Below are 14,135 nucleotides of genomic sequence, written 5' to 3'. Positions count from 1 at the left end.
AAACCCTTTTACTGCATCAAAAAAATTGGCCTTAAAGCTCCTCCTCTTCCACCATATCCTTCTCCACGCGAAGGTTATCGATAATAAAGCCTTGGCGTTTTGGGGTATTTTTCCCCATAAAAAAGCTCAGTAGATCCTCCACTTTGGTTTCCTTCTGCAAAATCACTGGATCAAGTCGGATCTCGTCGCCAATAAAGTTCCCGAACTCGTCAGGAGAAATCTCACCGAGTCCCTTAAATCGGGTAATTTCAGGCTTTCCGCCGAGTTTCTTGATGGCTTTTTGTTTCTCCTGCTCATCATAACAATAGATGGTTTTCTTCTTGTTGCGCACCCTGAAGAGTGGCGTTTCAAGAATGTAAACATGGCCTTGCTTCACTAAATCTGGGAAAAACTGCAGGAAGAAGGTCAGCAGCAACAGGCGGATGTGCATTCCATCGACATCGGCATCGGTAGCGATCACAATTTTTCGGTAGCGCAAACCATCAAGCCCGTCTTCAATATTAAGGGCGTGTTGCAGCAGGTTGAATTCTTCATTTTCATAGACCACTTTTTTGGTCAGGCTGTAACAGTTCAGTGGTTTCCCCCGCAAAGAGAAAACGGCCTGCGTCTGTACATTCCTCGACTTGGTGATCGACCCTGAGGCAGAATCTCCCTCCGTAATAAAGATCATGCTTTCTTCACGCTCTGGCTTTTCCTTCTTATCGTTGAAATGCACGCGGCAGTCACGCAATTTTTTGTTGTGCAGGTTCGCCTTTTTCGCTCGCTCATTGGCCAGCTTTTTAATTCCAGAAATCTCCTTACGCTCCCGCTCCGACTGATTAATCCGTTTGAGCAGAGCCTCGGCGGTATCGGCATGTTTGTGCAGGTAATCATCAAGGGCTTTCTTTACAAAGTCCCCAACAAAAGTCCGCATAGTGGGGCCATCATTAGCGACATTCAGTGAGCCCAGTTTTGTTTTGGTCTGAGATTCAAAAACAGGTTCCTGAACCCTTACTGCCACAGAGCCAATGATACTTGCGCGGACATCCGCAGCATCGAAATTTTTACCATAAAATTCCCGCACTGTTTTCACCAAAGCCTCACGGTATGCCTGAAGGTGCGTACCGCCCTGCGTGGTATATTGGCCATTCACAAAGGAATAATATTCCTCACCATACTGATTGGAGTGAGAAAAAGCCATTTCAATATCATCCCCTTTCAGGTGAACGATGGGGTAGCGTAAATCATCTTCATTGGTTTTGCGCTCGAGCAAATCGCGCAGACCATTCGCGGAATGGAACTTTTGCCCATTGAAGTTGATCGTCAGCCCAGCATTCAGGAAGGCGTAATTCCAAATCTGATTTTCAAGATACTGCGGGATAAAGTGGTAATTCTTAAAAACGCTTGCATCTGGCTCAAAGGTAATTTCAGTACCATTAGGCTGATCTGTCGCTTCGATTTTTGAGTCAAGGGTCAGTTCTCCCTGGTCAAATTCTGCTACTTTGGTCTGCCCGTCACGGAATGACTGTACACGGAAATAGGAAGAAAGCGCATTCACCGCTTTAGTACCCACACCATTCAGCCCCACTGATTTTTGAAAGGCGCCAGAGTCGTATTTTCCCCCAGTATTTATTTTTGAAACACAGTCAATGGTTTTTCCCAAAGGAATTCCCCGACCGTAATCCCGTATTTTTACACGATAATCAGTAATCTTCACATCGATTTGCTTTCCAAAGCCCATCATATGTTCATCAATACTATTATCAATAATTTCTTTTACCAGCACATAAATTCCATCATCGACGGAGGAACCATCGCCGAGCTTACCGATGTACATTCCAGGTCGCAGGCGGATATGCTCTTTCCAGTCCAATGACCGAATGCTATCTTCTGTATATATTGCTTCTTGTTGCTTTGCCATTTTCCAGTTAATCCATAGATCAAAAGGTGAAAAAATAAATCCTGCTTTTTCATGCTAAATTACCAGCGAACTGAAAAAGCCATCTAAATTTAATAAACCTAAGTGAAGTAAACCAAATAAAATTCAATCCCACTCAAAAAATAACGGATTTACCGCCTATTTTTTGACAGGATAACCATCAACCAAACCATCGTCGCCAGTAAAACGATAGGAAAAACGAAAATAGTGCTATTGATTAAAGTACTGTTCCCAAATTGGCTATTGTTGTACGACCCTAAAAAGGCTACCGAAATGGCAAAGCCTAAATTTAGAATTCCATTTAATGCCAAAAACCAGTCACTCATCTGCTTTTTGAAGAAGTAATTCCGATAAGTAAGCCCCCTGACCATGGGGTCTGAGCTCATGTTTTGTAAAAGGTTGATGAACATAAAAAAGATACCATTGATGGAGGCCAAAAACACCAAACCACCAAAAAAGAAAGTATCCCGTGTAACGATTGTTGCTGCATTGCCCACAGCATCAATAGATACCGTTACGCCCGAAGGCATCCAAGCATACACATACAAGAACATCCCCAATGCCAAAATCAGGGAGCTTGTCCTAAAAAACTTTAAAAAATTCTCCATTGTCCTGTTTAATTTCCTAAGCAATTTAATGGAAATTTTCCATTTCCCGACTTTCTGCGCTAATTTCACCAAAGTATAATGGCTCCTAAACCACTAAAACCGCAGTTTAAAGGCTACTTTTGAACGGCACTACATCAAAAACCTAACTCAAGTATGAACAAGATTGTCTATATATTTTTATTAATTGCGCTCTTTGCCTCTGCCTGTAAACCCACGCCAAAAATTGAAGGCTTCGATACCCAGGCCTGGAAAGCGGACCGCTCAGGCTGCAACGGCCAACGGGAGCATCTACTGCCACTGCTTGAAAAAAGTGAATCTGCCCTTGAGAATTTAAGCACCACCCAGATCGTTAAACTACTCGGGAGGCCCAACAAAGAGGAACTTTACCGCAGATCGCAGCGCTTTTTCTTTTATGATATTGAAGGAGGGAAAGCCTGTGGCGTTGTGGAGAAAGTACAATACAGGTTGCGCTTTACCGCCACCGACCATCTGATAGAAATTAAAAAAATTACCACCGAGGAAAAAGAATAGTGGCGCAACCCCTAATTATTTCATGGTTTTGTATTGTCCACAGATGACACAGATTTCCACAGGTTTTTTTATTCCGTAAATCGGATATCACCCATCGAAAATCCAAAGACACCTTACTATTCTTTTTGATGAAGGAAGGCGACTTTGAGAAAAGTGTACATAATTTACGGGATGCAGCAATGGTCTATGGTTCAGGGATACGAGCCCTCGGTATGGCTGAGGCAAAAAAAATGCGAGTCGGATGGACTCGCATTTTTTTATCAGGCTGCCAACATGTGGCAAAACCCTATTAATCTTCAATAACCAAAGAGGCAGCACCTAAAATACCTGCTTCATTAGCCAAAGAGGCCGTTTTTATCTGCAACTTATCGAGATAATACGGAGTGAGCCAATGCTTGAGCTCTTTCATCATTGCGGGATGAATTGTTTCATAGGCCGCGGATACACCTCCACCAAGAATGATGGTCGAGATATCCAGAATCCTGACATTGGAAACAATCCCCTGTGCCAAATACTTCCCTACTCTTCGGAAAACTTTTTTGCCGACTTCATCACCAGCAAGACAGGCCTTTTGAATTTTTTTCGCATCAAGGTTATCCGACAGCTTCAGCTTGGTTTTATATTCGCCACTGCCGATATATTTTTCAGCCATACCCACAATGCCTTTTTTACCGATACTCTGTTCGAGGCTTTTGCCATTACCGATAGGAATATGACCGATCTCCATGGCATTGCCACCTTCTCCGCCAAAAATTTGCTTGTTGATGACCGCCGCACCGCCAACGCCTGTACCGAGTGTAATGAAAATATAAGAAGGAGGCACTGCTGTTTCGCCAAAATAAAACTCGCCAAGGGCGGCCGCATTGGCGTCATTTTCCAAACGGAATTGATAATCAGGAAATGCCTGCTCCAATCGTTTGGCAAACTCAATATTGCCCAGCCCTACAATATTTGGAAATTCCAGGGTCTTGCGTCTTTTTGGCCCCAAAGTACCAGGCACCCCAATTCCAACTTTTTTGATCGCCTTATTGTCGCCCAGAAAAGCCCCTAATTTTTCAATAAAAGCTTCTACATAGCCATTAGGCTGATCGGCCAAATCCGCAGTTGGGTACTTCACTTTTTCCAATAATTCCCCTGTGCGTGTTACAATTCCAAATTTTGTATTGGTCCCTCCGATATCAATCCCTAAATAAGCATTTTCCATTTTCAGTTCATTTGTCATTGAGGTAAAAAAGAAAGATCTTCCGCTCAATTGATTGAGAATATGTTTGATTTTGAATAAAAAGCACTTGCCGCTTTTACCCAATTAGTGTTTACGAATAGAAATATAACGAGATCATGAAATAAACACCTAAAAAATAGATCTTTTATTTATACAAAAAAAGCCTTCCATACAGAAGGCTTAAAATTTTAAACATTTTCCAGGTAATTTCTTCTCGCTCGTTCCTGCTGAGCCACTTGCTCATTGGAACTCCCTCTGACCACCACCTTCGTTTTCAGCACCTCGATTCGTGGTGTCTTTGGCTCCAAGATCTTTTCTGGATGGGCCTCTTTCCTTTTCAGCTCATCGAGGAACATCTCGGTTGCCCGTTGCCCCATTTCAAAGGCGGGCTGAAATACGCTACTAATTTGCGGATCGGTCAGCCTTGTGAATGTGGTATCATCTTCAAATCCGACAATCTTCACTTCGCGCGGAACATTGATTCCCATTTCACGGAGCTGCATCATTGCACCCACCGCTACATTATCATTCACACAGAAAATACCGTCAGGCATTGGTTCTTCACTCTTGACCAAATCATAAATCGCCTTCCGTGCAGATTCACGATCATCAGCCTGAATAATTAAGTCTTCGTCAATTTGCAGATGACTTTCCCTCATGGCATCATAATAGCCATTTAATCGCTGCCGAGTGATCAGCAATGAATCTGGACCTTTAAAGTGCGCAATCCGCTTACACCCTTGTTCTATCAGGTGTTCTACAGCTTCATAGGCTCCTTCATAATCTTGCACAACTACAGAGTCCGCCTTGATTTCATTACAAATTCGATCAAAAAATATTAAGGGAATATTTCGATTTTGAATTGATTTAAAGTGACTATACTCTTTGGTTTCTTTGGTCATGGAGCATAAAACGCCATCCACTCTCGAAGAAATCAGTGCACTGATGTTAATTTTTTCCCGAGTAACATCCTCGTTGGTCTGGCAAATAACAACACGGTAACCTGCCTTATAGGCAATATCCTCAATCCCGGAAATTACACTGGCAAAGAAGTGATGCACCAATTCAGGCACCACTACCCCAATGGTATTCGATCGGCTTTTACGCAAACTCTGCGCAATGGTATTCGGGTGATAATCCAATTCGGCCGCAATTTTATTGACGGCATCTTTGGTTTTCTGGCTGATATCGGGATGGTCCTTCAACGCTCTTGAAACCGTCGATGGAGAAATGTTTAACGCCTTAGCGATGTCCTTAATTGTTACTTGTGTCTTCATATATGCTAATTCTGAAAACTCCTCATTTGCTCATCTTGCATCCCTTGCACAAAGGAGTTTAAACAAATTAACAAATTTTCGGTTAAAATTATCCTGAAATCGCTTCAGCAAAAAAGTTAAGGGCAAAAAAAGAAGAGAAGGCAAGCCTCCTCTTCTTAAAATATCACAAAATATCAACAATTACTTTTGAACAGTAATCTCATTTTTTCCTGCTACAGTAACTTCTTGATCGTAAACAGCAACTGTTAAAGCTACATCAGAAACGTTTTTGATCGTTACCTCTCCTTCAGTTACGCGAACTTGCAACAAAGCGCCTTGATGCGTAATGTTAAATTCATACGCACCCCATTCTTTAGGAATGAATGGCGCCAAGCGCAACATACCATCATCATAAACACGCTTCCCTGCAAAACCTTCAACAACGGCCATCCATGTACCAGCCATTGAGGTAATGTGCAAGCCATCACGGGTATCTGCATTGTAATCATCCAAATCCAGACGCGACGTTCTCAAATAGAATTCGTAAGCACGTTCTTCATCACCGATTTTACCTGCAAGGATTGAGTGAATACAAGGGGAAAGCGATGATTCATGAACGGTACGTGGCTCATAGAAGTCATAATTTCGTTTAATTTCCTCTGTTGAGAATCGCTCTTCAAAAAGGTAAATTCCTTGCAAAACATCCGCCTGTTTGATGAAGTTTGAGCGAAGGATACGATCCCATGACCAATGGTGAACGATTGGCAACTGAGCAGGATCCATGTCTTTTACCAGGATTTGCTCTTTGTTAAAGAAACCATCAGCCTGAATAAAGACGCCTCTTTCTTCATCGTAACCCAAGTACATTTTCTCGCGAATATCCGACCATTTACTGATCTCCTCTTCTTCCTTGAAGTTATTTTTAGCTACCAACGCCTCATAGCGGTCAGCATATTTTTCCTTCAGGATTTCAACAGCACGGGTCGTATATTCCATACACCACGTTGCGATATAAGAAGTGTACCAGTTGTTATCAACGTTGTTATCGAACTCGTTCGGACCCGTTACGCCAAGCATCACATACTTGTTCAAACCAACTGACCAGTTTACACGCTGTGTCCAGAAACGTGTGATCCCCAGAAGCACCTCGAAACCGTAATCTGCCAAATATTGGTCATCACCAGTATGGCGAATGTAGTTATAAATAGCAAAGGCAATCGCACCGTTACGGTGAATTTCCTCGAAGGTAATTTCCCACTCATTATGGCACTCTTCACCATTCATGGTTACCATTGGATATAGCGCGGCACCGTCTTTAAAGCCGAGTTTCGCTGCATTTTCAATGGCTTTCTCCAAGTGGTTATGACGGTAGATCAACAAGTTTTTCACTACGTGTGGATCTGCAGTCATCAGGTAAAAAGGTACGCAATATGCTTCCGTATCCCAGTAAGTTACCCCACCGTATTTCTCCCCAGTGAATCCTTTAGGACCAATGTTCAAACGAGCATCCTCACCTGTATAGGTCTGATTCATGTTGAAGATATTAAATCGAATACCTTGCTGTGCTTTGGTATCTCCTTCAATAAGAATATCTGAGAATTCCCATTTCTTCGCCCAAGCTTCCGCCTGCTCGGCAAGCATCTGCTCGAAACCTTTATCAGAAACCATAGCCAAATAAGCTTTCGCCTTGCTGACCAATTCTGTTTTAGGGTGGTTCTCAGAAGAGATGTTGGTGATGTATTTGAATACTGTTGCTACATCGCCCTCTTTTACCGCAACAACGGCACTGTTCTCTACATATTTTTCTTTAGAGGCTACTTCAATTGCTGGTGTTTGTGTTTCACCATTCAAAGTAATCGCCCACTTCATTCCTGTAGCTACATGGAAGCCAGTTTTCAGTGTTTCGTTCACCAAATACGCTTCTCCTGCAGTATTTTCTTTAGCAACTTCCGCCCAGAATTTCTCATCATAGTTAGAATCCTCATTCTCGATATCGCCATCCACAAAAGCAGTGAATTTAATATCTCCAGAGAAATTCAACGCCTTCACTTCATAACGAATAGCACCACCTTCATCATCGACAATCGACAAGAAACGTGTAGAAGTTACCGCCACTTGCTTGCCTGAAGGTAAAGTAGCTTCGAAAGTTCTTTTCAAAAAACCTTCCTTCATGTTCAGGTCACGCTTGAAATTCGCCACTTTAGCCGTAGCCAAATCCAGCTCTTCACCGTCCACTTGTACATGAATCCCCAACCAATTGGCCGCATTCAATACTTTGGCAAAGTACTCTGGGTAGCCATTTTTCCACCAACCCACACGAGTTTTATCAGGATAGTAAACTCCTGCTACATAGTTCCCCAAAAGACTGTCGCCAGAATATTTCTCCTCAAAGTTCCCACGGCCACCCATACGGCCATTACCAAGAGAAAACAGTGATTCTGAAACTCTATTGTTTGCAGGATCAAATCCTTCCTCAACAATATTCCAATCGAAGTGCTTTATATATTCGTTCATATCAGTAAATGAAATTCTAAAGAAAATACTTGCTGCCTTCCAATTCCCCAACCGAAAACAGCAATGATCTCATATTTTATAGTTCGTCAGCGTCTCTTTACAGAGCGTTGATTTATAGTTGTTTTAAATTTTCGATGGTGAAAGCGTTGAAGCCATCAACGACAACATCCGCTTTTGAAAGAACAGCAGGCTCACCAATACCCACACAACGCATCCCGCCATTTTTAGCTGCTTCCACTCCTGCTTCAGCATCTTCAAACACGACACACTCTTCGGCTGTCAATCCTAATTTTTCAGCACCCTGTAAAAATACCTCAGGATCTGGCTTGGCTTTCGATACCGAGTTGCCATCAACAATCACGTCGAAGTAACCTTTAATATCAAGGATATTGAGGATCAATACCGCATTTTTTGAGGCGGAGCCCAATGCAATTTTAATACCTGCCTCTTTTAAGGATTTGAAGAAATCAAGGACACCAGGAAGGATTTCCTCTGGCTTCATTTGTTTGATGTACTCCAGATACCATTCGTTCTTTTTCGTTGCCGCAGCAACCTTCTCTTCTTCTGTCAGCGACAATCCACCGATCTCCAAAAGAATATCCAAAGAACGCATTCGACTGACTCCTTTCAGGCGTTCGTTATCCTGCTCAGTAAAGTCAAAACCAAGCTCCTGGCCTAATTTTTTCCATGCCAAAAAGTGGTATTTCGCAGTATCTACAACTACGCCATCTAAGTCAAAAATGCAACCTTTAATATTCATCATCTGAAATTTTACTTTTGAAGTGTGAGTGCCAAATTAGCATCACCTAATATAATATAAATCAGTTTAAACGATAATCGTTCTTACATGCGGATGGTAATTACAAAAAAACCAAAAAGACCATCCCTTACTTGATCATATATCAAATCTAACGCTTAAAGAGCGACTAACAATACAATTATTGTAATATGAGACGCAACTTTTCCGCACTCGTTTGCATAACCATGTAAGTTTAGACGTAAAAAAACCCTCAGGGAATGAGGGTTTCTAAAAGATCCTTATTCATGACAAATAAAGATATTTGGCAATATTTTAATTTTCTATTTTTGCTTTACTAATGCGACTGATAACGCACCAAGTAACAGGCAGATACCTGCCGCAAAGATAATCCAGATTGGCGCACCCATTGCTGTTGCAATAGAGGCTCCGAACAAACCAGCAAGAATCTGAGGACCCGCAATCGTAAAGTTAAAAATTCCCATGTAAACCCCCATTTTATCTGAAGGTAATACTTCTGAAAGTATTGCAAAAGGCATTGACAAAATTGCTGCCCAAGCGATACCAACACCTGCCATGGCTATAATCAAAGTATATTTATCATGAATAAATGGGAATGCAGCCAAGCCAATACCCCCCAAAACTAAAGCGGTAGCATAAACCGACTTTCGCCCGAAACGTTCTACCAGACCAGCCATGACAATGGAGAACAATGCGGCAAACAAGGAATAGGCCGCAAACAAGACGCCTACCCAGTTCCCAGCTTCATTATACGCTAACGATTGCGCATCTGTAGAATGCCAAATATGTTCTGCTACTGCAGGGGTGGCATATACCCACATAAAATAGAAGGCTACCCATGAAAAGAACTGCACAAGCGCGAGCTGAATCATCGGCTTTGGCATATTCACCAATAAGCTGATCAAATTCATTTTTTCCTTTTCCTTTTTACCCTCAGGAACTGGGTGAAATTCTTTATACTCTTCCGGAGAGTATTCTTTAGTTCTGAAGGCGGTCCAAAGAACGGTTAAAATAAGCGCCGCTCCACCAATATAAAATGACCAGGTTACAGAAGGAGCTACTTTTTCTCCAACACCAGGCTCATTGGCTACCCCAAGATGTGTCAATATAAACGGCAACAAAGAACCAACCACAGCTCCAGTATTGATCAAAAACGACTGAATAGCATAACCTTTATCACGTTGTTTCTTTGGCACCATATCCCCTACCAAAGCACGGAAAGGCTGCATGGTCACGTTGAAAGAGGCGTCCATGAGCAACAACATCATCGCACCAAAGAACATTGCAGGAATAAATGCGGTAAACAGGCCTGCATTCGGCATTAAGAACATGGCTGCCATGGCTGCTAAAGCACCTATAAGAATAAAGGGCAAACGTCGTCCTTTACGTCCACCGGGCAAATATTTAAACCAGCTATTATCTGAGGCACCACCAATGATTGGCTGAATAATTATTCCTGCTATTGGGGCAGCGAGCCAGAAAAAACCCAAGTGATGGATATCCGCACCAAAAGCCTGAAGAATTCGGCTGACGTTTCCATTCTGTAAAGCAAAACCAAACTGAACGCCCAAGAAGCCGAAGCTGACGTTCCACATTTGCCAAAACGATAATTTTGGTTGTTCTTTCATCTGTATATATTAAAAAGATAGCTATAAGATTGAGCACCAAGGCACTCAACGCTGTATATAAATTTATTTCCTAATCTATTGCTGCCGATCAATACAAGCCTGACGGACAGGGGTGAAAATCATCTATAACGGATATTTTTGCGCTAAATCCCTTATCAAGAGAACAAACAAAAAACCGAAGAGTTGATCTTCAATCGTTAAAAAAATTATTAATTTAACGATTTAACACTACAAATATACTCGGATTTTAAGAAAGCCGAAAAAAGCACCTCTTTTGCCGATAAATCTTTTACGCAAACGGTTGCTATGATCGAAAATGTGCCAAAAATTATTAGCAGGCGATCAATATTTGCAGCAAAAAAGCTTTAGGAACAAAAAAAGCCTTCCCCAAACTGAGAAAGGCTTTTGAAGATCATCTATTGATTTTCTTATAACTTGAAAATATAAGACTGTAAAGGTGCAAGGCTGACACTGAATTTGCCAATACCATTTTCGATAACCAAATCAGCAGATACCTTCTGATAAAGTTGGTCCATCATCGTTACCTTGTCTCCATCCTTAAGGTTCCATGCTTTAACAATTTCTGGAGGAAGGCTCATTTCTACCTTCGCACTTTTTGCGCCATCGAAATTACTTACCACAACTAATTGCTCGTCCTTGTTCCAACGCACGAAGCTGTAAAGTTTATCCGTGTAATCTTTACTGTTCTCACGGTTATAAGCATGAATATCTGCATACTCCCCCATTAATGCAGGGCTCTTGGCTGTAAAGTTCAACAAGCGTACGTAGAAATCTCTCAATGATTTTTCTTTGGCAGTCAGCTTGGCGCCATCAAATTTTCCGCCATCCATCCAGCGTTGGTGGTGAGGTACACCGATATAATCAAAGATCGATGTTCTTGAATGCGTTCCAAAACCTGCATCTTCAGCACCAGGCTCTCCTACTTCCTGTCCGAAGTAGATCATCGTTGGTGAAGTAGAGATCAATGAAGAAACAACCATGGCAGGCTTCCCCTTCATCATGTCGCCTGCAAACTCTGGTGCGGCAATACGCTGCTCATCATGGTTCTCAAGGAAATGCAACATATGGTGCTCAATATCACTTAATCCAGTCTGAATAGCCGCAATATGATCGGTGCTTCCGTGTCCTTGCATGATGTGCTTCAGTGTATCATAAAGCTCCACTTTGTCGTACAGGTAATCCATTTTACCCAAATGGATATAGTTACGGTATTGTTGTGGGTTATAAACTTCCGCCATTAGGAAGGCATCTTCATTCACATGCTTGATCGCAGAGTTCATATATGACCAGAACTCGACAGGCACCATTTCGGCCATATCATATCGGAAACCATCTACCCCTTTGTTTGTCCAAAATAAGGCGATATCCTTGAACTTCACCCACGAAGAAGGCACTTCTTTACCCTGCCAGAAAGCATAGTGATCTGCCACAGGCTTCTCAGCATATCCTTCAGGTAAGGAAGGGAAATCGTGCGTTCCGTCAGGGCGAACACCGTAATTGATTTTCACCGTTTCGTACCAGTCATTGATATTCGGTTGCGCCTCACGGGAACCGTTACCTGTCCATTTCGCAGGATTTTCATCAAATTTATCGTCAGCAAGTGGATGTTTATCTCCACCAAGCGGCTTATAATTTTTATCCTGTGGCACTTGAAAAGCCTTACCAGGGATATAATAGAAGTTATTGTCTTTTTTGTATTCTACTGAGGTGTCGTCACCCACGCCAAAACCTTCCGCTCCTTCATGCAAAGATTCGTAATTTCTTGCCACGTGATTAGGCACAATATCGATAATGACCTTCATCCCATGATCGTGTGTACGTTTGATCAGGGCTTCGAATTCCTCCATTCTTTTTGCAGGATCAACGGCCATATCTGGGTCTACATTATAGTAATCCTTAACGGCATAAGGAGAACCTGCCCGGCCTTTCACTACATCCGGATCGTCATTTGAAATCCCATATTTGGTATAATCTGTGATCACATCATGGTGAGGCACACCAGTGTACCAAATATAGTTGACCCCCATTTTATGAATTTCATCAAGGGCTTTGTCTGTAAAATCATCGTATTTACCTACACCATTTTCGTCAATGGTTCCCCATGGTTTGTTGGTGGTGTTTTTATTTCCGAACAGGCGGGTAAATACCTGATAAACGACCACTTTGCCTTCTGGCTGTTTCATAGACTTGATGTTGGCGGGCTGGTCAGCTTGTGTTTTCTGATTTTCACCTCCACAGGCGGCCATACCCATTGCAAGCACACAACCCAAGATAAATGTCTTCTTCATACTGTAATAGAAAGGATAATTATAAATTATTAGAACCTATCAACCACTGAAAAGACGCTAAAACCGCTGTTATTTTAACAGCTTAAACCAATAAAAATATAAGGAGAAAAAATCACTCGAAGTATTCATTACTGCCAGTTGGGGAGTTGGCCTGTGTAACGGAATGATAGGTAAAGATAAAAAAAAGGCATGAGATAAACCACCTCATGCCTTTCTTATTCAATATTTTTATAATGCTAAAAATTAAGCATTACGATTGATACAGTTCAAATCTTTGAATGCTTCTTCCAAACGAGTGATGAATGAAACTTGTGCTTCACGCAACCACTTGCGAGGATCGTAGTAAGATTTGTTTGGCTCGTCTTCCCCTTTAGGGTTACCGATTTGTCCTTGCAAGAATGCTTCGTTTCCTTTGTAGAAATCCAAAACACCTTTCCAAGTAGCCCATTGTGTATCAGTATCGATGTTCATTTTGATCGCACCGTAACCTAAAGCTTCTTCGATTTTTGCTTTCTCAGAACCAGAACCACCGTGGAATACGAAGTTTACTGGGTTAGCTTCTGTGTTGTATTTCTCTTGGATGTAAGCTTGAGAATCACGCAAGATTGTTGGAGTCAATTTCACGTTACCTGGCTTATAAACACCGTGAACGTTACCGAAAGAGGCAGCGATAGTGAAATTAGGAGAGATTTTAGAAAGCTCAGTGTAAGCGTAATCTACTTCCTCAGGACGAGTGTAAAGACGAGACTCATCAACATCAGAGTTGTCAACGCCATCTTCTTCACCACCAGTGATTCCCAATTCGATTTCCAAAGTCATGCCCATAGGCGCCATGCGCTTCAAGTATTTCGCACAAGTTTCGATGTTTTCTTCCAATGACTCCTCAGAAAGGTCGATCATATGAGAAGAGAACAAAGGCTTACCTGTCGCTTTGAAGTGCTCTTCAGAAGCATCCAACAAACCGTCGATCCAAGGCAACAATTTTTTAGCACAGTGGTCAGTATGAACAACAACTGGCACACCGTAAAGCTCTGCCATGGCGTGAACATGCTTAGCACCAGCAATAGAACCTGCAATAGCACCTTTTTGTCCTTCGTTTCCAATACCTTTACCAGCGATGAACTGCGCACCACCGTTCGAGAATTGAACGATAACAGGAGAGTTTACTTTTGCAGCTGTCTCCAAAACTGCGTTGATTGAATCAGTACCAACTGTGTTTACTGCTGGAATAGCAAACTTATTGTCATTTGCATAACGGAAAAGTTTATTCAACTCTTCACCGAAAATTACTCCTGATTGAAATTTCATGATAATATATTTGTTAACTATAAAGTCTTTCTGAATGCAAATTTAGGGATTTTTATGACCATA

At 41.9% G+C, this 14,135-nt stretch carries 10 protein-coding genes; 1 reads left to right on the top strand and 9 read right to left on the bottom strand.

Going from position 1 to position 14,135, the window contains the following annotated elements:
* Positions 1-31: 31 nt before the first annotated feature.
* Together AABK40_RS05295 and AABK40_RS05290 are read right to left on the bottom strand one after the other, a co-directional pair.
* Positions 32-1,900: a DNA topoisomerase IV subunit B gene (locus tag AABK40_RS05295; RefSeq protein ID WP_338397829.1), complete on the bottom strand. Its 1,869-nt coding sequence runs from the start codon at positions 1,898-1,900 to the stop codon at positions 32-34.
* A gap of 149 nt (positions 1,901-2,049) precedes the next feature.
* Positions 2,050-2,526: a hypothetical protein gene (locus AABK40_RS05290; protein ID WP_338397828.1), complete on the bottom strand. Its 477-nt coding sequence runs from the start codon at positions 2,524-2,526 to the stop codon at positions 2,050-2,052.
* Between the two features lie 153 nt (positions 2,527-2,679).
* On the opposite strand from AABK40_RS05290, the gene AABK40_RS05285 reads away from it, so the two are divergent.
* The gene (locus tag AABK40_RS05285) at positions 2,680-3,057 is read left to right on the top strand and encodes a hypothetical protein (RefSeq protein WP_338397827.1); all 378 of its coding nucleotides are present in this window, start codon (positions 2,680-2,682) and stop codon (positions 3,055-3,057) included.
* A 289-nt stretch (positions 3,058-3,346) separates the two neighbouring features.
* Here AABK40_RS05285 and AABK40_RS05280 read toward each other — a convergent pair whose 3' ends face one another.
* The 7 genes from AABK40_RS05280 to fbaA form a co-directional block, all read right to left on the bottom strand.
* A complete protein-coding gene (locus tag AABK40_RS05280; protein ID WP_332920374.1) occupies positions 3,347-4,279 on the bottom strand; it encodes an ROK family protein in 933 nt (310 codons plus the stop codon).
* A 188-nt stretch (positions 4,280-4,467) separates the two neighbouring features.
* On the bottom strand, positions 4,468-5,556 hold the full coding sequence (locus tag AABK40_RS05275) for a LacI family DNA-binding transcriptional regulator (protein WP_332920373.1): 1,089 nt from the start codon (positions 5,554-5,556) through the stop codon (positions 4,468-4,470).
* Between the two features lie 180 nt (positions 5,557-5,736).
* On the bottom strand, positions 5,737-8,049 hold the full coding sequence (locus tag AABK40_RS05270) for a family 65 glycosyl hydrolase domain-containing protein (RefSeq protein ID WP_338397826.1): 2,313 nt from the start codon (positions 8,047-8,049) through the stop codon (positions 5,737-5,739).
* 112 nt (positions 8,050-8,161) lie between these two features.
* A complete protein-coding gene (gene pgmB / locus AABK40_RS05265) occupies positions 8,162-8,812 on the bottom strand; it encodes a beta-phosphoglucomutase (protein ID WP_338397825.1) in 651 nt (216 codons plus the stop codon).
* Between the two features lie 317 nt (positions 8,813-9,129).
* Complete coding sequence (locus tag AABK40_RS05260) at positions 9,130-10,455, bottom strand: MFS transporter (RefSeq protein WP_338397824.1); 1,326 nt, start codon at positions 10,453-10,455, stop codon at positions 9,130-9,132.
* Positions 10,456-10,883: 428 nt separating this feature from the next.
* Positions 10,884-12,764 carry an alpha-amylase family glycosyl hydrolase gene (locus AABK40_RS05255; protein WP_338397823.1) on the bottom strand — a complete coding sequence of 627 codons (1,881 nt, stop codon included), beginning with the start codon at positions 12,762-12,764 and terminating at the stop codon, positions 10,884-10,886.
* Between the two features lie 243 nt (positions 12,765-13,007).
* Complete coding sequence (fbaA, locus tag AABK40_RS05250) at positions 13,008-14,072, bottom strand: class II fructose-bisphosphate aldolase (RefSeq protein WP_332920368.1); 1,065 nt, start codon at positions 14,070-14,072, stop codon at positions 13,008-13,010.
* Positions 14,073-14,135 lie beyond the last annotated feature (63 nt).

The organism is Persicobacter psychrovividus, from assembly GCF_036492425.1.
Taxonomy (GTDB): Bacteria; Bacteroidota; Bacteroidia; order Cytophagales; family Cyclobacteriaceae; genus Persicobacter; species Persicobacter psychrovividus.
The sequence above is the reverse complement of the archived record's forward strand: the minus strand, read 5'-3'. Positions and strand labels throughout refer to the sequence as shown.